The following is a 19,694-nucleotide window of genomic DNA, read 5'->3' on the forward strand; positions in this document are numbered from 1 at the left end:
CTATCCCATATTCGGGAATCGGCGACAGGGTCAGTCGACCGTCGCGGCTCGCGCCAGCGCCTCCAGGACGGGACGGATCAGCGGATGGCCCTCGGCGCCACGGCGTACGGCGGCGAAGACGCGGCGGGTGGGGGCGACCCCGTCCACGGGGCGCACGACGACGCCCGTGAGCTCCATGCCGCGCAGGGCGGAGCGGGGGACGAGGGCCACGCCCGCGTCGGCGGAGGCCAGGGCGACGACGGCGCGGAAGTCGTCGGAGGAGTGTTCGAGCCGCGGCTGGAACCCGGCGTTCTCGCAGGCCAGGACGACCACGTCGTGGCAGGGATTGCCGGGGTACGGGCCTATCCAGGGGTCCTTGGCCAGCTCGGCGAGGGGCACCTCCTCGGCGTCGGCCAGCCGGTGGGTGACGGGGACGACCGCGTCGAAGGGTTCGGCGTAGAGCGGGACGTGCGTCAGGCGCGGGTCGTCGGCGTCCGGGGCGCCGCGGTACTCGACGGCCACCGCGATGTCGACCTGCCGGTCGAGCACCATCGGCAGGCTGGCGTCGCCCTCGGCGTCCTGGACACGGACGAGGATGCCGGGCGAGGTGACGGCTAGGCGGGCCAGGGCGGGGGCCACGACCAGGCCGATGCCGGTCGCGAAGGAGGCCACGGTGACCGTGCCGGCGGAGCCCGAGCTGTACGCCGCCAACTCGGCCTCGGCGCGCTCCAGTTGAGCCAGCACGGCGTTGGTGTGGCCGAGCAGGATCTCGCCGGCGGGGGTCAGCCGTACGCCCTTGGCGCCGCGCTCGACGAGCCGGTGGCCCGTCTCCTGCTCCAGGGCGGTCAGCTGCTGCGAGACCGCCGAGGGCGTGAGATACAGCGCGGCGGCCGCCGCCGTCACCGTGCGGTGGTCGGCCACCGCACGGAGGATGTGGAGCCGCCGCGCTTCGATCATGCGACCGATTCTCTCAGGTCACACGCCTTTTCCGGCCATCGGACCGGGGTGCGCCCCGGACGCGAGGGGCGCGGACGCCGTCAGGCGTCGAGTTCGGCCCGCGCCGCCACGAAGGCGTCCACGGCCCGGTTCACGTCCTCGGTGGAGTGCCCCGCGGACAGCTGTACGCGGATACGGGCCTTGTCCTGCGGGACGACCGGGTAAGAGAAGCCGATCACGTACACGCCACGCTCCAGGAGCAGCTCCGCCATCCGGCCGGCGACGGAGGCGTCACCGATCATGACGGGGGCGATCGCGTGGTCGCCGGGGAGGATGTCGAAGCCCTCCTCGGTCATCCGGGAGCGGAACAGCGCGGTGTTCTCCGCGAGCCGGACGCGCAGGTCGTCGGCGGACTCCAGCAGGTCGAGGACCTTCAGGGAGGCCGCGGCGATCACCGGGGCGAGCGTGTTCGAGAAGAGGTACGGGCGGGAACGCTGGCGCAGCAGGGCGACGATCTCGGCGCGGGCGGCGACATAACCTCCCGAGGCACCGCCGAGGGCCTTGCCCAGGGTGCCGGTGATGATGTCGACGCGGTCCATGACCCCGTGCAGCTCGGGGGTGCCGCGGCCGCCGGGGCCGACGAAGCCCACGGCGTGCGAGTCGTCGACCATGACCATCGCGTCGTAGCGGTCGGCGAGGTCGCAGATCTCCTTCAGGGGGGCGACATAGCCGTCCATCGAGAAGACGCCGTCGGTGACGATCAGGCGGCGGCGCGCGTCGGAGGCCTCCTTGAGCTGGGCCTCCAGGTCGGCCATGTCACGGTTGGCGTACCGGAAGCGGCGCGCCTTGGACAGCCGGATGCCGTCGATGATCGAGGCGTGGTTGAGGGCGTCGGAGATGACCGCGTCCTCGGCGCCGAGGAGGGTCTCGAAGACACCACCGTTGGCGTCGAAGCAGGAGGAGTAGAGGATCGTGTCCTCCTGGCCGAGGAACGCGGACAGCCGCGCCTCCAGCTCCTTGTGCACCTCCTGCGTACCGCAGATGAAGCGCACGGAGGCCATGCCGTAGCCCCAGCGGTCGAGCGCTTCGTGGGCGGCGGCGACGACCTCGGGGTGGTCGGCCAGGCCGAGGTAGTTGTTCGCGCAGAAGTTGAGGACCTCACCGGGGCGGCCGCCCGAGGTGACACTGACGGTCGCGGACTGCGGGGTGCCGATGACCCGCTCGGGCTTGTGCAGCCCGGCGGCGCGGATCTCGTCGAGGGTGGTGCGGAGGTCGTCGCGCACGGAGTCGAACATCATCAGTTCCTTAGAGTCCTCAGAGGGTCCAGTCGAGAATGACCTTGCCGCCACGGCCGCCGGCCGCGTCGTCGAACGCTTCCTCGTAGTCCCGGAATCCGTAACGGCCGGTGATCACGGGCATCAGGTCGAGGCCGCTCTCCAGGAGGACCGACATCGAGTACCACGTCTCGAACATCTCGCGGCCGTAGATGCCCTTGATCGTGATCATGGAGGTGACGATCCGGGACCAGTCGACCGGGAACTCCTCGGACGGCAGGCCCAGCATCGCGATCCGACCGCCGTGGGTCATGTTGGCGATCATCTCGCGCATGGCCTCGGGGCGGCCGGACATCTCCAGGCCGATGTCGAAGCCCTCGCGCAGACCGAGCGTGCGCTGTCCGTCGGCGATGGTCGAGCCCGCGACGTTGAGGGCGAGGCTGACACCGATCTTGCGGGCCAGTTCCAGGCGCTCCTCGCTGACGTCGGTGATGACGACGTTGCGGGCGCCCGCGTGGCGGGCCACGGCGGCGGCCATCAGGCCGATCGGCCCGGCGCCGGTGATCAGGACGTCCTCGCCGACCAGCGGGAAGGACAGCGCGGTGTGGACGGCGTTGCCGAACGGGTCGAAGATCGCGGCGACGTCGAGGTCGACCGGGACACGGTGGACCCACACGTTGGTGGCGGGCAGCACGACGTACTCGGCGAACGCGCCGTCACGGCCGACGCCCAGGCCGACGGTGGCACGGCAGAGGTGACGGCGTCCGGCGAGACAATTGCGGCACTTGCCGCAGACCAGGTGGCCCTCTCCGCTGACGCGGTCGCCGACGTTGATGTCGCTGACGTCGCGGCCGGTCTCGACGACCTCGCCGACGAACTCGTGGCCGAGCACGAGGGGCGTGCTGATGGTCTGCTGCGCCCAGCCGTCCCAGTTGCGGATGTGCAGGTCGGTGCCGCAGATCCCGGTCCTGAGAACCTTGATCAGTACGTCACCGGGGCCCGCCTGCGGCTCCGGGACGTCCTTGAGCCAGAGTCCGGGCTCCGCCTTCTCCTTGACCAGCGCCTTCACTCGTGCGGCTCCTGTGCGTGAGGTCCCGGGAAAGGGCACGCCGAAGCGGACCCGCACCGGGGAGAGGGGTGAATTCACCCAGGAATCTGCCGTACGACGGCACCCTGGGTCCATCGAGGATTTCTTAAGCGCGGCCCCAGCTTTCCTTCACGCCCGCGTTCTCCCGGCCCGTCCCGGGGCCGGTCGCCCGGCCGCCGGAGCGGACCGGTGCGGCGAGGAGGCGTCGTGGGGGACGGTGACATCAGGCATGACTACGTGGACATGCGTCACCCCCGTTCCATGGGGGCTCATCACATACATCAGGGATGGGTCCCGGCATACGTCACAGGATGGGTCCCGGGCTGCCGACAAGGCCGGACCCGCGCCCCGGCGCGTCGTCAGATCCCGTGAACCTCGTCCCGCCGTTCGAGCTGCCCGGCCAGCTCGGCCGCCATCGCCTTGATCGTCTCCAGGCCCGCCCTTCCCCAGGGGCGCGGCTCGATGTCCACGACACAGATGGTGCCGAGGGCGATGCCGCTGCGGTCGAGCAGCGGGGCTCCGAGGTAGGAGCGGACACCGAACTCGTCGACGACCGGGTTTCCGGCGAAGCGCGGGTAGTCGCAGACGTCCTCCAGGACGAGCGCCTTGCGGCGCACCACCACATGAGGGCAGAAGCCGTGGTCCCGGGCCATGTAGCGGCCCAGTTCGAGCTCGTTCCCGTCCACACCGGCCATGAGCCGGGCGCCCCTGGCGCCGCCGTCCGGGGTGTGCAGGCCCGCGAAGAACTGCTGTCGCTCGTCGATGAAGTTGACCATCGAGTACGGCGCCGCGGCGACCCGCGCGAGATGGTCCGCGAAGGCGTCGAAGGCGGGCTCGGAGCGCTCCCCGAGGCCCAGTCTGCGCAGCCGTCGCACCCGGGCCGGGGCGTCCTTGTCCTGCGGTGTCAGCAGCAGGCGACCGGCCGGCCGGGGCGGGTCGTGACTCATGTACGGGCTCCATGGCTCGGGGTGTGGGCGGGCGCGTGGGCCAGGAGGTGCCGGACCAGGGTGAGCAGGGTCTGCACCCCGGAGCTGGAGATCCGGGCGTCGCAGCAGACGACGGGGATCTCGGGGTCGAGGTCGATGGCCGCGCGCACCTCGGCCGGGTCGTAGCGGTACGAGCCGTCGAACTCGTTGACCGCGACGATGAACGCGAGACCGCGCTGTTCGAAGAAGTCGACGGCCGCGAAGCAGTCCTCCAGGCGCCGGGTGTCGGCGAGGATCACCGCCCCGAGCGCGCCGTCGGAGAGCTCGTCCCACATGAACCAGAACCGCTCCTGCCCGGGTGTGCCGAACAGATAGAGCACATGTTCCGGATCCAGGGTTATGCGGCCGAAGTCCATCGCGACGGTCGTCTCGACCTTGTTCTCGATCCCGTCGAGCCGGTCGGTCGAGGCGCTGACCGTGGTCAGCAGCTCCTCCGTACTGAGCGGCGCGATCTCGCTCACCGCGCCGACGAACGTCGTCTTGCCGACCCCGAACCCTCCCGCCACCAAGATCTTCAGCGCGGTGGGGAACAGGTCAGAGCTGCCGTCGTAATCCATCGAGCACTGCCTCCAGAAGGGACCGGTCAGTGGGGTTGTGGTGGAACTGAGGGGGCTTGGTGGTCAGCGCCCCGCAGTCGACGAGGTCCGACAGCAGCACCTTGGTGACCGCCGCCGGCAGCTTCAGATGGGCGGCGACCTCCGCGACCGAGACGGGTGCCCGGCAGCGTTCGAGCGCCTGGCAGTGCTCGGGGCCGAGGTAGCCGAGGGGTGTGGCTCCGGTGGCCATGACCTGGGAGAGGAGGTCGAGCGCGGTGCTCGGCCGGGTCCGGCCGTCGCTGACGGTGTAGGGGCGCACCAGGCGTCCCGCCGCGTCATCGAGCCAGGGCCCGTCGCCGGCCGCGGCCACGCTCAAGACCTCATCGCGGAGGGTTCCACGGCGTGCTGCCGGGGCGCGGTGACCAGATAGGGGCGGACGCTCTTGACGAGCATCGCCATCTCGTAGCCGAGAACGGCCGCGTCGGCCTCGCGGCCCGCGAGCACGGCGAGACAGGTGCCGGAGCCGGCCGTGGAGACGAACAGCAGGGTCGAGTCGAGTTCGACCACGACCTGGCGCACCTCGCCGCCGTCCCCGAACCGCACACCCGCACTGCGTCCGAGGGCGTAAAGACCGCAGGCGAGCGCCGCCATGTGGTCGGCGCTGTCCGGGTCGAGGCCGTGGACCGACTTCACGAGCCCGTCGCTGGAGAGCAGTACCGCGCTCGTGGTGTGGGGTACGCGCTGGACAAGGCCGCTCATCAGCCAGTCGAGATCGGATACGTGACCGGTCGGCGCATCGCTCGCCATGGGGGATCGACTCCTTGAGGTACGAAGGTCTGAGGGAGCGGTGGGAGTGGGTGCTGTGGGGGTGGTCATCCGGCCGGTGCGCTCCCGTCGTGCCGGGTGGTGCGGTCGTGGCCGGACGCGAGGTCGTGGGCTCCTTGCGGTGCCGGCGCGTGCGTCGCGCGCGCCCTGCCCGGGTGGGCCGCCGGTGTGCCGTCCTCCAGGGGTACGTCCAGGGGGTCGCGGCCGTCGGCGGTGGTGCCCGGGGGCAGGTCCCCGCGGGCCCGGCCCGCGCTGTCCCCGGCCGGTTCCTCCAGGCGCGCCCGGTCCGGGAAGACGGCCGGGGCGGCCGGCCACGTCGGCGACGGGATCCGGGACGGTTCCGGCCGTTCCCGGCCCGCCGGCTCCACGTGGGCGGCCTCCGCGAGCCCGATCCCGCGCTGGAACGCCGCCATGAGGCCCGGGTCGTGCCCGACGAGGTGGTCCGTGTCCGGGCGGGGCGCCTGCCCTTCGCGCAGTTGCGGAGCGAGGTGCTCCTGGGCGCGCCGCTTGGGCAGGCTGGGCTTGCCCATGGTGCCGCGGACGACGCCGGTGCGCGGTGTGGGCGGCGCGGCCGCGCTCTCCGCGGCGGTGAGCCTGTCCTCGGGACGGATGCCGGGTACGGCCTCGGCCGGATTGGGCCGTTCCGTACGGGCGCCGCGCACCGGGAGCGGCTTGGCACCGCGCCCACCGGCCGGCGCGTCCGCGCCACGCGGAGGTGTCCGGTCCCCTCGTACGGGCTCGGGCAAGGACCCGGGTGACGGCTCACGTGACAACTCACGTGACGGCTCACGTGACGACTGCCGTGGCGCCACGGGGGTCGCCGGGCGGCCGGCGGGAAGCACCGGGACCTGTGCCGGCGGCGTGTGCGCGGACCCCGGGCCGAGGGCCGGCCGGTGCCCCCCGTTCGTCCCGTTCGGCGGCGCCTGTACCGCGCCCGCGTCCTCGACGGCGTCCGGCGCCGGGCCCAACAAGCCCTGCGGGACCACGAGTACGGCCTGGACACCGCCGTAGATGTTGTTCTGGAGCCGTACGTGGATGCCGTGCCGGCGGGCGAGCTGCGAGACCACGAACAGGCCGATGCGCCCGTCCTGGAGCAGGCCGGCGACATTGACCTGGTCGGGGTCGGCGAGCAGGGCGTTCATCCGGTCCTGTTCGGCCGCCTGCATGCCGAGTCCGCGGTCCTCCACCTCGATGGCCAGTCCCGAGGTGACGAGGTCGACGCGCAGCAGCACCTGGGTGTGCGGGGCGGAGAACAGGGTGGCGTTCTCGACGAGTTCGGCGAGCAGGTGGATGACGTCGGCGACCGCGTGGCCGCGCAGGGTGCCGTCGATCGGGGGCACCAGCTTGACCCGCGAGTACTGCTCGACCTCGGCGATCGCGGAGCGCAGCACCTCGGTCATGGAGACGGGGTTGCTCCACTGCCGACGCGAGACGGCACCGCCGAGCACGGCCAGGTTCTCGGCGTGACGCCGGATGCGGGTGGCCAGGTGGTCGACGTGGAAGAGCCCTTTGAGGAGGTCCGGGTCCTCGATCTCGTTCTCCAGCTCGTCGAGAATGGAGATCTCGCGGTGCACGAGGGACTGAAGGCGCCGGGCCAGATTGACGAACACCTCGACCTTCTGGTCGTCGCCCGTCCGGCTGGAGAGCTGCGCGGCCTGCACGACGGCCGCGACGGCGCCCTCGTGGGCACGGGAGAGGTCGGCGGCGAGCAGCTCGAAGTCGTCGGCGTCCGCGGGCGGGCGGCGGCGCTTCCTGCGCGCGGGCGGGTCCTCGCCGCGGCGCAGTCCCTCGACGACGTCGCGCAGTTCGGTCTCGGTGCGGGCGCTCGTGCGGCGCAGGGCTCCTATGCGCTCCCGTACGGACGCGGCGGCGCGGTCGGCGGCCACGGCGGCGATCAGAATGCCGGCCAGGGCCACACCGGCCGCTCCGGCGAGGACGGCCCACAGGACGGGGCCGGGGCGGGCGCCGGTGGAGCGGACGGTGAACAGGACGGCGGCGCACGCGCTCAACGCCACGGCGGTCGGCGGCAGGACCGCGAGGCGCAGCAGCTGGGGCCGCAGGTGCGTCTCGGGCGGCGCGAGGGTGGCGCGGGCGGCCGGTCGGCCGTGCCGACCGCCCTCACGGCGGTCTGCGCGTGCGGCCGGTGCGCGAAGGTGAGACATCGGCGTCCTCGTACTGGATGCGTCGGGGGCGTGGAGCTCCCGCGGTTCCGCGACTCGGGCGTGCCCCCATCGCGGTGCCGGTCGAGAGAGCCTCAAAAATCGGCCCTGCGTCGCCCGTCGGCAACTGACAGTAGTCGCCAACACATCAGGTGCGGTGGGCTGTTGACAAAGTCCCCTGGGTAGCGTCCCGCTCTGGTATGAGGCATCGCACGGCTGACCGATAACCCCGTCGGACACACGTTCGCGCCGGGCTCCTGATCCGATCAGAGCTGGTCAGAAGCGGTCGCAAGCAAACAGCGAGGGCCGGGGAGCATGGCGCTCCCCGGCCCTCGCCGCAGATCGGTGGATCAGCCCGCGGACACCGTTTCGGGCTCTCCGGTGCCTTCTGCCGAGCCGTCGGCGATGTCACCCGGTGTATCGGCGACGGTCTCCTCGACGACCGGCCAGCCGCCCTTCGGCGCACGCGCCACACCGCGCCACCACGGCTCGGAGGGGACGGTCTCGGCGGTCGGCTCGAAGGGCTCTCCGGGACGGGGCAGCGCGACACGCGCCCCGGCCGCACGTGCGGCGGCCAGCGTGCCCTCGCCCGGGTCGCTCCAGGCGTGGGTGGAGAGGTTGAACGTCCCCCAGTGGATCGGCAGCATCACTCCGGAGGGCTGTCCGCCCTGGAGGTCCAGGTGAGAGCGCATCCCCTCCTGGGGCGTCATGTGAATATCGGGCCAGAAGTCACTGTATGCACCGATTTGGATCATCGTGGCGTCGAACGGGCCGTGGGCGGCGCCGATGTCCTTGAAGCCCTGGAAGTAGCCGGTGTCGCCGCTGTGGTAGATCCGGTGCTCGTCGCCCTCGGCGACCCAGGAGGCCCAGAGGGTGTGCTGGGTGTTGCGCAGGCCGCGCCCGCAGAAATGGCGCGCCGGCGTCGCCGTCAGGGTGATCCCGCCGACCCTGGTCGACTCGTGCCAGTCCAGCTCGCGGATCCGGTCGGCCGGGACGCCCCAGTGCTCCAGATGGGCACCGACACCGAGCGGCACGGCGAACACCGTGTCCGTGCCGCCCAGCGCCTTGATCGTGGGCATGTCCAGGTGGTCGTAGTGGTCGTGCGAGATCACCACGACGTCGACCGGGCCGAGCGCGGCGAGCGGCAGGGGAACCGGGTGCAGCCGCTTGGGGCCGGCGAAGGCGAACGGGGAACAGCGCTCTCCCCAGACCGGGTCGAACAGCACGCGGTGGCCGTCGATCTCTGCGAGGACGCTGGAGTGCCCCATCCAGGTGAGCCGCAGCCCGGTCGCGGCGGGCCTGGCCAGGTCGGCGAGCGTCGTCGCGTGCACCGGCACGGTCCCGACCGGGGAGCGGTGGGCGCGCTCCTCACTGCGGAAGTAGACCTTCGCGAACTCCACCATCGAGCCGTCGGGGCGGGTTCGGGCGGTCTCCGGGTTCTGGAAGACCCCGTCGGCGAAGTTCGGCGAATTGCGGATGCGGCGCATGCGCGCACCAGCCGGATCCGCGCCGAAGGCGGCGGGCCGCAGCGCGCGGAGCCCGGAGCTCAGGGTACGGAAACCGGTCACGGATACCTCCAGATGGAGTCGGTCAGGCTTTCATTATGGTCGTCGCCTCTGACAGCGCCGGGTCACCCCGGTCACAACGCGTCGTCCGTGACCCCGGGTCCGTATCTGCTCAACCCCGCCGCACCCCCGCTTCTTCCGCTCCGGCGGGGTCTTTCCCGGCGCCGCCGTGCCCCCGGTGCCGGCCCGGCCCCTCGCACGCGGTCGTCGCGGTGTCTCCCGGCGCCGTCGACCCCGTGCGTTGACATGACCCGGCACTCGTTTCGATACTGACTCACGATTCAGTAGACAGGTCCTCGTACCCATGACGCGAGGACCACGCCGACCCGTCCACGTCTGGAGACACCGTGTCCGACCTCCCCGCCGAAGCGGCCACGGCCGAGGGCGCCCCGTACGCCGTACGGAGCCTGTGATGGGTGAGACGCTCACCGGCGGCGAAGCCCTCGTCCGGGCCCTGTCCGCACACGCCGTGACCCGGGCCTTCGGCATTCCCGGCACGCACAACCTGGAGATCTACCGCCATCTGTCCGCGTACGGCGTCCGGCACGTCCTGACGCGCCACGAACAGGGCGCCGGATACGCCGCCGACGGCTACGCGCGCGCGACCGGGCGTCCCGGTGTCGTGATCACCACGAGCGGACCCGCCCTGCTGAACGCGGCGGCGGCCGTCGGCCAGGCCTACTCGGACAGCGTGCCGCTGCTCGTCGTCTCCCCCGGGATGCCCCTGCGCCACCCCCGGCTCGCGACCGGCCTGCTGCACGAGACGCGCAGTCAGACGGAGGCCCTTCGGGGCGTGGCCGCGTTCAGCCACCGCGTGTCCTCGGTCGCCGAGATCGACGCGGCGGTGGCCCGCGCCTTCACCCTGTTCCGTACCGGCCGGCCGCGCCCCGCGCACATCGAGATCCCCCTCGATCTGCTGGAGGCCGCCGAGGAGACCGGCCCCGTACGCGTCACCCCTCCCGTCGTTCCGCTCGCCCCGGCGCCCCTCGCCGTGGAGCGGGCCGCCGGGGCGCTGCGCGAGGCCCGCCGTCCGGCGCTCGTGCTCGGCGGCGGAGCGCGCGGGGCGGCCGTCCCGGGCCTGGCCCTCGCCGAGAGGCTCGGCGCTCCCGTCCTGACCACGGCCAACGGCAAGGGGATCGTCCCGGAGACCCATCCGCTGGCCGTCGGCGTGTCGCTGCACAGCCCCGCGGTCCGGAACTGGCTCGCGGAACGCGACGCCGTGCTCGCCGTGGGCACCGAGCTCGCCGAGTCCGACTTCTGGTCCGCGCCGCCCGCCCTGAACGGCGCGCTGATCCGCGTGGATTTGGACCCGGACCAGATGTACGCGGGGCTCGCCGCGGACTTCGCCGTCGTCGGCGACGCGCGGCTCTCCCTGACGGCCCTGCTCGCCGCAGTCGAGCGATCCGGCGGCGACGACGGGCACGCGCGCGTGCCCGTCGAGGACCCCGTCCGGCGGGCGGCGGCCCTGCGGGCCGCGCGGAACGCCGAGACCGCCGGACGCGACGCCCGCTGGATCCCCTACCTGCGCGCCGTCCGTTCCGTACTCGCCGACGACGCCGTGATCACCTCGGACAGCGCCCGGTGCTGCTACTACGGAGCACTCCCCCACCTCCCGCTCGGCCCCGCGGGCCGCTATCTTCACCCGACCGGCTACGGCACGCTCGGCTACGCTCTGCCCGCGGCGATCGGAGCCAAGGCGGCGTGCCCCGGCCGCGAGGTCGTGGCACTCAGCGGCGACGGCGGCCTCCAGTTCACCGTGCAGGAACTGGCGACCGCGGTACAGCTCAGCCTCCCGCTGCCCGTCGTGGTGTTCGACAACGGCGGCTACGGGGAGATCCGCGACGAGATGGCCGCCCGGGGCGACACCCCCACGGCCGTCGACCTCGCTCCGGTCGACCTGCCCGCCCTGGCCCGCGCCTACGGAGGGCAGGGCACGCACGCATACGGCCCGGACGAGCTGAGCACCGCGCTCGCCGAGGCGCTGCGCACCCCCGGCCCCACCCTGATCGCCGTCCCCGAGGAGACCCCATGACCGCCGCCCCCCTGATGATGCTCACCTGGACGGACCATGTCACCGGCCGTCAGGGATTCCTCGTCGTCGACCGGCTCGTGCGGGGTGTCTCCAGCGGCGGTCTGCGGATGCGGCCCGGCTGCACGCTGGAGGAGGTCTCCGGGCTCGCCCGCGGCATGACCATGAAAGAGGCCCTGCACTACAACCCGGAGGGCCGGTACATCCCGCTGGGCGGCGCCAAGGGCGGGATCGACTGCGATCCCCAGGACCCGGCGGCGTACGGCCTGCTGGTGCGCTATCTGCGCGCCATGCGTCCCTACATCGAGGCCTTCTGGACCACCGGTGAGGATCTCGGGCTCAGCCAGGACCTGGTCGACCGGGCCGCCGCGGAGGCCGGCCTCGTCTCGTCCATCCAGGCCGTGTACCCGCTGCTCGACGACGAGGCGGCGGCCCGGAAGCGGCTCGCGGACGCCTTCGCGGTCGAGGTGGACGGCATCGGTCTCGACGAACTGGTCGGCGGCTGCGGTGTCGCCGAGTCGGTGCTCGCCGCGCTGGACCGGGCCGGGACACCGTACGCGGGCACACGGGTCGCCGTGCAGGGGCTCGGCACCATGGGCGGGGCCACCGCGCGCTTCCTCGCGCGCGCGGGACTCCGGATCGTGGCCGTCGCCGACATCAAGGGAACCATCGCCAACCCGGACGGCCTCGACGTCGAGGCACTGCTCGCGGCACGGGACGCGTACGGAACGGTCGACCGCGCGGTACTGCGCCCGGCCGACCGCGAACTCCCCGGTGACGCCTGGCTGTCCGCCGATGTCGAGGTCCTGGTGCCCGCCGCGGTCTCGTACGCGATCGACACGGCGAACCAGCGGAGGATCAAGGCCCGTTGGATCGTCGAGGCGGCCAACATGCCCGTCCTGGCGGACGCGGAGCGGTCGCTCGCCGCGCGCGGAATCACCGTCCTGCCCGACGTCGTGGTCAACTCCGGTACGAACGCATGGTGGTGGTGGACCCTGTTCGGCGACATCGGCGCCGACGCGGACGAGGCGTTCGCCCACACCCGGCGCTCCATGCGCGCCCTGATCGACCGGACGCTCGCGCGCGCGGAGGCCGACGGCACGACCCCGCGGGCCGCCGCCCACGCCATCGTCACCGACCGGCTGCCGGTCATCGCGGAGCGGTTCGGCTGGTACCGCTGAGGAACGCGGCGCCGGGCCGGGGGCGGCGATTCCCTGCCGGGAGGAGAGCTCGTCGGCCGACGGCGGGCGGGGCCGGCCGGAGCCGGCCCGGGCCGCCTCCGCTCCTGTCGGGGCTTCCGCCGAAAGGGCTGTGTAGACACCTCACGTTGCTATGCCGTCAAGCCGCGGCGGTCAGCTCCGTGGGGAAGGCGGTCTGTTCATCGAACAACTCGTGGTCCTGGAGGCAGTGGTAGAGCTGGCCGAGCATGCGGTTGAAGAGGTTTCTCTGCGCGGCCGCGTGCCAGTCTCCGGTCTCGCGACGGCGCCGGTAGTGGGCGTTGGCTCCGGCCGATGGCCGCAGGGAAGCGAAGGCCCAGAGGTAGCCGGCGTGGTTGAGGCGGTCGTTCTTCACCCAGCGTCGGGTGATGCTGGACTTCTTGCCGGACGCGCGGGTGATGGGCGAGGCACCGGCGTATGCCTTCAAGCCTCGGGCGTCGGCGAAGCGGGTGTGGTCGTCCCCGATCTCAGCCAGGATCCGGGCGGCCAACTGAATGCCGAGCCCGGGGAAGCTCAGCAGCACTTCGGCGTCCGGGTGTCGGGGGAACGCCTCTTCGACCGCTGCGGCGAGGTCGTCGGCGGCGGTGCAGGCGGCTTCCAGCTGGACCAGGAGGGCGAGCATCTGCTTGCCGAGCGCGTCCTCGACCAGGAGCGGCTGGTGGGCCCAGTCGGCGCGGAAGATCTCGCGGAGGCGGTCGGCCTCAGCCTCGATGCCGCGTTTGCGGCCGGCCCGCTTGAGCGCAGCCTGGATCTGCGCGCGGCTTAGCTTGACGGCCCTTGTGGGCGTCGGGGCGGTCTTGAGGACCTCGCGTGCCTCGGGCCGGCACAGACCATTGGTCCAGGTGGCGAAGGCGTCCAGGGCGGCCGGATAGTACTCGCGCAGCAGGGAGCGGAGCTGGTTGGAGATCTGCTGCCGGTTCCAGGTCGCATCCTGCTGGGCTCGGGCGAGGACTGCGATGGCGCGGCCCAGGTCGCTGTCGTCGGGCAGCGGCCGGTGGGCGTGTATGTCGGTGCGCAGGATGTTCGCCAGGACCAGAGCGTCACCGGGGTCGGACTTCTTGCGGGAGACGCTGTGCCGGTCACGGTAGCGGGCGGCGGCCATCGGGTTGATCGCGAACACTTTCCGCTTGCCCGTCCGCAGCACTGCCACCAGCAGGCCCCGGGACGTCTCGATGGCCACCGGGATCGGGTTCTCCTCGGTGTCGCCGTATTCGGCGAGCAGGTCCAGCAGCAGCTGGTAGCCGGCCGCGTCGTCGGTGATGTGCCGCTTGGCCAATAATTCGCCAGTCTCGTTGACGAGGGCGACGTCGTGAGTCCGTTCTGCCCAGTCGATGCCACAGTAAATCAAGGGTCCTCCCCTTCCGATAGGTAGGCATTTGCGCTGGTCACGAGCGCAAGCGGGCCACGCAGCGACCTAATCCCAGGACTCAGCACAGAGGCTGGTCCGCCACCTCACTAGCCGTTCGTGACACCAGCGCACCCCGCGGGCCTCGGTCTATGCAGGAGCTCAAGCGGCTCGGGCATCACAAGAAGTCACCGTGGAATGGGCTCGCACCACCAACACCAACGAGTGATCAATCAGTGAGATGTCGGCAGTGGCGGCGGGCGCGAAGACGCCGAGCGTTATCGATCTGCGCTGAGGCATCAGAGGCCAGGCAGGCATGAGACATCCGCCCGACGTCCACGCGACCGCCACCACCACCACAACACCAGGACCGCCCGCCGGTCTACACAGAGGCCTTCTCGAGCCAGGGTTGCCGAAGGCATCGCGATCCTGCTCGAACAGACTGAAGGAAGAGACCTCCTACAGCACTGCCGTTAGCAAGGGATTAGGGTTGCCGCGTGGCGAGAGTCCGGTTGAGCGTGGCGGAGCGGCGTGAGGAGTTGTTGCGGGCCGCCGTGGAACAGATCGAGGCGCGAGGCGTCGCGGCGGTACGGATCGCCGACGTGGCCTCGACCCTCGGCGTGAGCAACGCGCTGGTGCTGTACCACTTCTCGACGAAGGAGAAGCTGGTCGCCGCCGCGTTCACCTACGCCGCCGAGGACGACCTCGCCCATCTGCGCAAGCTGCTCGGCCGCCGTACGACGGCGCTGCGACGCCTTCGGGCCGCCGTGCGCTGGTACGCCCCGACGGGGCAGGCCAAGGGCTGGCGCCTGTGGATCGAGGGCTGGGCGGTCGCCCTGCGGGAGCCCGCGCTGCGCGAGGTCACCCGTGATCTCGACCGGCAGTGGAAGGCCGCGATGACCGAGGTGATCGCGGAGGGCGTGGCCGCCGGCGAGTTCCACTGCCCGGACCCCACGAGCGCGGCCCTCAGGCTCACGGCGCTGCTGGACGGACTGGCGGTCCAGATGACGGCGTACTCCGGAGCGGTGTCACGGGCGCGGACCCAGGAATGGGCGGACGAGGCACTCGCCCGCGAACTTGGCCTGGAACGCGAGGCGTTGATGGCGGCGGTCCGCTAGGGCCTGGTCCCCGGTCCCGGCCCCGTACCGCGCTTCGCCCACTCCCCGGCGTGGACCGCCGTGCGGGCGGTCGTCCCGGATCCCGCCGGGAGCGACCGGTACTCCTGATCCGCACCCCGCCCGGGGCGCCGCGGCCAACGGGACCGGGCCGGGCCGGTCGGGCGCCGGTGTACCGGTCCCGACCGGCCCGGCCGGCCCTGCCGACCGGGCCGGTGCCGTCTCAGGCGACCGACTCGATGCGCATCTTGATGTCGTCCGGGGAGAGGGCGCCCTTGGCCGCGACGTGATCGCCCGAGGACTCCCCGCGCAGCCGCCGTCCGATCCACGGGACGAGGTACTCGCGCGCCCACTGGATGTTGTCGCGGCGCATCTCCAGCGTGCCGCGCGGCGGGAGGGGCGGCCAGGGCTGGTCCGGGTCGGCCGGGACCTCCAGGCCGAGTACCTGTCCGGCACGGAGCGCCACCCGGGTGTGCCCCTCGGGAGAGAGGTGCAGCCGGTCGCCGTCCCAGGCCCGGCGGTCCTGGATCGTCTTCAGGGACCAGAGGTCGAGGACGGGACAGCCGTAGCGGTCCGCGATGGCACGCACATGTCCGTTGTAGGTGGCGATCTTGCCGCGCAGGTGCTTGAGCACGGGGACGCCACGCGTGTCGAAGCCGGTGGTCACCATGACGGTGCCGACGGCGGAGGTGAGGTCGATGATCGCGCGCTCGAAGCGTTCCGCGACCTCGTCGGGGTCGGTGCCGGGGCGGATGATGTCGTTGCCGCCGGCGCAGAACGACACCAGGTCCGGGCCGAGTTCCTTGGCCCTCTGGAGCTGGGACTCGACGATCTGGTCGAGCAGTTTGCCGCGCACGGCGAGGTTGGTGTAGCCGAAATCGCCTTCGGGCCTGCGGTCCGCGAGAAGTACCGCGAACCGGTCCGCCCAGCCGACGAACGCTCCGTCGGGCCCAGGGTCGCCGACGCCCTCGGTGAAGCTGTCCCCCACCGCCACGTACGACCCGATCACTGATCTGTTGTCACTCTTCGAATCGTCTGCCACATGGAGCATGATTCACCTTTTGATGTGAGCTACGCGACCGTAGGGAAGGGTTGACGGCCGGTGAGATAAGCCACTCGCCAAGCATTGGTCAACTCTGGAATAGGGCTCGCGTCAAGGATGTTGAAGCAGCGATCGCCCAGAGGCCGTTGCCGCGGGCACACCGAAGGCCGGACCCAGGGGATCGTGGGGTCCGGCCTTCGGAGATCTTCCTGCCGTCAGGAGCAGGAGGCGGGGGGGTCAGCCCACGGCGACACCGTGCGAGCGCAGGTACGCGACCGGGTCGATGTCGGAGCCGTAGTCCGGCGTGGTGCGGATCTCGAAGTGCAGGTGCGGTCCGGTCACGTTGCCCGTGGCGCCGGAGAGACCTATCTGCTGCCCCTCGGTCACGGTCTGCCCCGCCGAGACGGACAGCGACGACATGTGGGCGTACTGGGAGTACTTGCCGTCGGCGTGCTGGATGACGACCTGGTTGCCGTAGGCGCCGCCCCAGCCCGCGGAGACGACCGTGCCCGCGGCGATGGACTTGAGCGTGGTGCCGGTCGGGATCACGAAGTCCACGCCCGTGTGGTAACCGCTGGACCACATGCTGCCCGCCACCTTGTAACCCGTGCCGACGGAGCTGCTCGCGACCGGCAGGGTGTAGCCGGAAGAAGTGCCGGTGGAAGGGGTGGTGGAAGGGGTGGTGGAAGGGGTGGTGGAAGCGGTGTCGGAGGGGGCCGGGTCGGCGGCCGGGGTCGCCTGAGCGGGCTTCGCCGAGGTGGTCGTCCGGGTGGCCGAGTGCGTGGCCGAGTGGGCGGCGGCCTTCTTGCCGAGCGACAGCTTCAGACCCGGGTGGATCAGCGACGGGTCGCCGCCGATGGAGGAGCGGTTGTCGGCGTAGATCTTCTTCCAGCCGCCGCTGACGTTCTGCTCGTCGGCGATCTTCGAGAGGTAGTCGCCGGACCTCACCGCGTACGTCTTCGTCCCGGCGGCCTTGGCGGCCTTCTTCGCGGGAGCGGCGGTCGCGGCCTTCTCGACATGGTGCGCGACGGCGGTGGCCGGGGTCGCGGCGTGGGCGCCGGTGGCTCCCATCAGGGGCAGCGCGAGTGCGGCGCCACCGGTTCCGGCCACGGCGATCGAGCGGGTGAAACGCAAGGACTTGGGACGGCGGTGCTTACCCTTCGCGGGCATGACGAATTCCTCTCCGGCGCCTGCGGGGTGAGCTGTCGGGTGCGGGCTGGAGATGCCCGGCCACGCTGCTGCGCGGCTGTACCCCTAGCCTGTTCCGGAAAAGAACCGGATCAGGCGCGGAACCTGTGGGTCCCCCGCTCCTGCCGTGTACGGGTGAGTGTGCGGATTCCGGGCGGCGGCAGGATTGGGCGTCCGTCCGGATTGAGGCAGAACGTAAGCGACATGAGAGCGCGTCGACAACTATGTGCGGTTTCTGTGCGCTCGCCGTTCTTGATCCATGCGGAAACCGCCGTCACCCTCCGTGGAGTGACGATCTTCCCGACCTCTCAACCCACCTGAAAATCCAGGCAGGTTGAGTAATGAGGACGGCAACGCATCGTCACGAATATGACGCTCCTCACGCGACTCGCCCCAGGATGCCCTATTCCAGGGCCAGTTGCCATGAAGGTGCTTATTCGGACAGAACAGACAGATGCTGCACGGACGGATATCCGGCACATCCGGACCCCCGCTCGGAATGGCACACAAAACGACGCTCGCGAATGCCTCGTATCGCGTCAATTGCCCCACGGGGCCGATGCGGCCAGAGGCGCGCGGCCGATCCATCACAAGAATCGAATGCATATTCGACATCAGATGTCGCGATGTGCCGCTTCCAGGGCGTTCCGTCCGGAAGGCATCGGCTGTGGACAACTCATTGCCCGAGGAACCCATGTCGTATCGTCGGGAGCGCGAGCCGGTACAACTGCCGACGAGCGGCGCCGAGTCCAGCACGGCGACGCCGGCGGCCGAATGGGAGGAGCCCCCGTGACGCAGCAGGTCCCGTCGACCGAGCCCGAGCTCGGCGGAGTGCGCAACTTCCGCGACGTGGGCGGACTGCCCACCGCGGACGGCCGGCGAGTGCGTTATGGGCACCTGTTCCGCAGCGGCCACCTCGCCCACGCCACGGAGGAGGACGCCGCGTTCCTCGCCTCTCTGGGTCTCCACACGATCTTCGACTTCCGTAATGCCGCGGACCAGAGACTGGAGGGCCCGGACGTCGAACTGCCGGGCGTGCGGAACGTGAACCTCCCGCTGAGCGACCCGGCGGACGGCAGCGAGTTCTGGAAGATGGTCCGCGACGGCGATCTCGACCAGCTGCGCGCGATCCTCGGCGACGGCAAGGGCGAGAACCGGATGATCAACTCCTACCGCACGATCATCAAGGAGCGCACGGCCGAGCACTCCCAGGTGCTGCACGCCCTGGCCGACGACAGCGTGCCCGCGCTGATGCACTGCGCGGCGGGCAAGGACCGTGCCGGGCTGTCCGTCGCGGTCACCCTGCTCGCCCTCGGTGTCGAGCGCGAGGCGATCGTGGCCGACTACCTGGAGTCGAACGCCACGCACCGCCGTTACAAGGTGCACCGCAACGGCTCCTCGGCCGGTGCCTACTCCCCCGAGGTGATGGAACTGCTCAGCCCGCTGTTCGACGCGCGCGCCGCGTACCTGACAGCCGCCTTCGAGACGATCGAGGAGACCTGGGGCAGCGTCGAGGTCTATCTGGAGCAGGGCCTGGGACTGACGCCGGAGCTGCGGGAGCGCCTGCGCGGGCGGCTCCTGGACTGAGCCGCCCGCCGGGACCGGGCTCCCTACTGGTTCTGCGCACCCAGCGTGAAGAGCAGGTAGATGAAGGCCGCGAACAGGTGGCCGACGGCGACATAGATGATCAGCCGCACCCACAGGGCGCGCGGGAACCTGTCCTCCATGGAGCGGCGGCGTTCTGTGGGTTCGGTCATGACGTCTCTCCCGAGGTGGGGTGGCCCGTCGCCGGGCCGAGGCACAGCGCGGCGACGGGGCTCTGCAGCAGGGTGTGTACGAAGAGGAGCTCGGCTCCGTCGCGCTCGACGGCGGCGATGCGGTGCGGGGTCAGCGAGTCGAAGTGGGCGCTGTCCCCCGGCGCGAGGACGTACGCGGTGTCCCCGAGGCGCAGACTGAGCCGCCCCCGGAGCACGTACAGCCACTCCTCGCCCGGGTGGACGCGCACGATGTCGCCCTGCGAACCGTAGGGGACGTGCACGCGCAGTGCCTGCATGCCGCGGCCCGCGGAGCCCGCCTGCCAGTAGGTCCAGCCCCCGGCCGGGGCCGGTTCCATGTCGGCGGCCCGTACGATCGCGTCACGGTCGGGGACCGCCTCGCCGAGCAGTTCCGAGACCGTCGTACCGTAGACACGGGCCAGCGTGAGCAGCATCGGCAACGAGGGCTGGCGCTGCCCGGTCTCCAGCCGGGAGAGATGGGCGGGCGAGAGTCCGGCCGCGCGGGCGGCTGCCTCCAGCGTGAGGGAGGCGCTGCGGCGCAGGGCGCGGAGCCGGGGCGCCACGGCGTGCAGCTCGGCGGACGGCTCGTCGGCCGCCCCTGTGTCGGCAGGGCTCATAGGACCATTGAGCCAAACA

General features: G+C 71.4%; 18 protein-coding genes and 1 riboswitch. Of the genes, 4 read left to right on the plus strand and 14 right to left on the minus strand.

What is annotated here, in order from left to right; translation table 11 throughout:
• Window positions 1-30: 30 nt before the first annotated feature.
• From OG780_RS07000 to OG780_RS07040, 9 genes are all read right to left on the minus strand, one after another.
• A complete protein-coding gene (locus OG780_RS07000; protein ID WP_326784290.1) occupies window positions 31-936 on the minus strand; it encodes a LysR family transcriptional regulator in 906 nt (301 codons plus the stop codon).
• A gap of 80 nt (window positions 937-1,016) precedes the next feature.
• Window positions 1,017-2,210, minus strand: coding sequence for a glycine C-acetyltransferase (locus OG780_RS07005; RefSeq protein ID WP_328457946.1), 1,194 nt, complete (start codon window positions 2,208-2,210; stop codon window positions 1,017-1,019).
• Between the two features lie 19 nt (window positions 2,211-2,229).
• Window positions 2,230-3,258 carry an L-threonine 3-dehydrogenase gene (gene tdh / locus OG780_RS07010; RefSeq protein ID WP_328445761.1) on the minus strand — a complete coding sequence of 343 codons (1,029 nt, stop codon included), beginning with the start codon at window positions 3,256-3,258 and terminating at the stop codon, window positions 2,230-2,232.
• Window positions 3,259-3,635: 377 nt separating this feature from the next.
• A complete protein-coding gene (locus tag OG780_RS07015; RefSeq protein WP_328445763.1) occupies window positions 3,636-4,223 on the minus strand; it encodes a GAF domain-containing protein in 588 nt (195 codons plus the stop codon).
• Window positions 4,220-4,819: a GTP-binding protein gene (locus OG780_RS07020; protein WP_328445764.1), complete on the minus strand. Its 600-nt coding sequence runs from the start codon at window positions 4,817-4,819 to the stop codon at window positions 4,220-4,222. The genes OG780_RS07015 and OG780_RS07020 overlap by 4 nt, the downstream gene beginning before the upstream one ends.
• Window positions 4,797-5,168 carry a DUF742 domain-containing protein gene (locus OG780_RS07025; protein ID WP_328445765.1) on the minus strand — a complete coding sequence of 124 codons (372 nt, stop codon included), beginning with the start codon at window positions 5,166-5,168 and terminating at the stop codon, window positions 4,797-4,799. Before OG780_RS07025 ends, OG780_RS07020 begins: the two co-directional genes overlap by 23 nt.
• 2 nt (window positions 5,169-5,170) lie before the next feature.
• Window positions 5,171-5,605, minus strand: coding sequence for a roadblock/LC7 domain-containing protein (locus OG780_RS07030; RefSeq protein WP_328445767.1), 435 nt, complete (start codon window positions 5,603-5,605; stop codon window positions 5,171-5,173).
• A 65-nt stretch (window positions 5,606-5,670) separates the two neighbouring features.
• On the minus strand, window positions 5,671-7,785 hold the full coding sequence (locus OG780_RS07035; RefSeq protein WP_328445769.1) for an ATP-binding protein: 2,115 nt from the start codon (window positions 7,783-7,785) through the stop codon (window positions 5,671-5,673).
• A 347-nt stretch (window positions 7,786-8,132) separates the two neighbouring features.
• The gene (locus OG780_RS07040; protein ID WP_328445771.1) at window positions 8,133-9,350 is read right to left on the minus strand and encodes an MBL fold metallo-hydrolase; all 1,218 of its coding nucleotides are present in this window, start codon (window positions 9,348-9,350) and stop codon (window positions 8,133-8,135) included.
• Window positions 9,351-9,759: 409 nt separating this feature from the next.
• Between OG780_RS07040 and OG780_RS07045 the strand changes: the two genes are divergently transcribed.
• Both OG780_RS07045 and OG780_RS07050 read left to right on the plus strand, forming a co-directional pair.
• Window positions 9,760-11,379: a 5-guanidino-2-oxopentanoate decarboxylase gene (locus tag OG780_RS07045; protein ID WP_328445774.1), complete on the plus strand. Its 1,620-nt coding sequence runs from the start codon at window positions 9,760-9,762 to the stop codon at window positions 11,377-11,379.
• Window positions 11,376-12,557 (plus strand): glutamate dehydrogenase, encoded by a 1,182-nt coding sequence (locus tag OG780_RS07050; RefSeq protein WP_328445776.1) that lies wholly within the window; start codon window positions 11,376-11,378, stop codon window positions 12,555-12,557. The genes OG780_RS07045 and OG780_RS07050 overlap by 4 nt, the downstream gene beginning before the upstream one ends.
• Before the next feature lie 157 nt (window positions 12,558-12,714).
• Here OG780_RS07050 and OG780_RS07055 read toward each other — a convergent pair whose 3' ends face one another.
• Complete coding sequence (locus OG780_RS07055) at window positions 12,715-13,941, minus strand: IS110 family transposase (protein WP_328445778.1); 1,227 nt, start codon at window positions 13,939-13,941, stop codon at window positions 12,715-12,717.
• Between the two features lie 494 nt (window positions 13,942-14,435).
• On the opposite strand from OG780_RS07055, the gene OG780_RS07060 reads away from it, so the two are divergent.
• Window positions 14,436-15,056: a TetR/AcrR family transcriptional regulator gene (locus tag OG780_RS07060; RefSeq protein ID WP_328445780.1), complete on the plus strand. Its 621-nt coding sequence runs from the start codon at window positions 14,436-14,438 to the stop codon at window positions 15,054-15,056.
• A gap of 220 nt (window positions 15,057-15,276) precedes the next feature.
• Here the strand turns inward: OG780_RS07060 and OG780_RS07065 are convergent, their stop codons facing one another.
• Together OG780_RS07065 and OG780_RS07070 are read right to left on the minus strand one after the other, a co-directional pair.
• Window positions 15,277-16,062, minus strand: coding sequence for an SGNH/GDSL hydrolase family protein (locus OG780_RS07065; protein ID WP_328457948.1), 786 nt, complete (start codon window positions 16,060-16,062; stop codon window positions 15,277-15,279).
• 270 nt (window positions 16,063-16,332) lie between these two features.
• Window positions 16,333-17,265, minus strand: a complete 933-nt coding sequence (locus OG780_RS07070) for a M23 family metallopeptidase (RefSeq protein WP_328445782.1) — start codon at window positions 17,263-17,265, stop codon at window positions 16,333-16,335.
• A gap of 4 nt (window positions 17,266-17,269) precedes the next feature.
• Window positions 17,270-17,431: riboswitch (cyclic di-AMP (ydaO/yuaA leader) on the minus strand.
• Window positions 17,432-18,072: 641 nt separating this feature from the next.
• On the opposite strand from OG780_RS07070, the gene OG780_RS07075 reads away from it, so the two are divergent.
• On the plus strand, window positions 18,073-18,870 hold the full coding sequence (locus OG780_RS07075) for a tyrosine-protein phosphatase (protein ID WP_328445784.1): 798 nt from the start codon (window positions 18,073-18,075) through the stop codon (window positions 18,868-18,870).
• A 23-nt stretch (window positions 18,871-18,893) separates the two neighbouring features.
• On the opposite strand, the gene OG780_RS07080 is transcribed toward OG780_RS07075, so the two are convergent.
• Together OG780_RS07080 and OG780_RS07085 are read right to left on the minus strand one after the other, a co-directional pair.
• Entirely contained in the window at window positions 18,894-19,010 is a 117-nt protein-coding gene (locus OG780_RS07080; protein WP_037618597.1) for a DUF6126 family protein, read from the minus strand.
• A gap of 26 nt (window positions 19,011-19,036) precedes the next feature.
• Window positions 19,037-19,675, minus strand: coding sequence for a helix-turn-helix domain-containing protein (locus tag OG780_RS07085; protein WP_328445787.1), 639 nt, complete (start codon window positions 19,673-19,675; stop codon window positions 19,037-19,039).
• Between the last annotated feature and the right edge of the window lie 19 nt (window positions 19,676-19,694).

Source organism: Streptomyces sp. NBC_00386 (genome assembly GCF_036063235.1).
GTDB lineage: Bacteria > Actinomycetota > Actinomycetes > Streptomycetales > Streptomycetaceae > Streptomyces.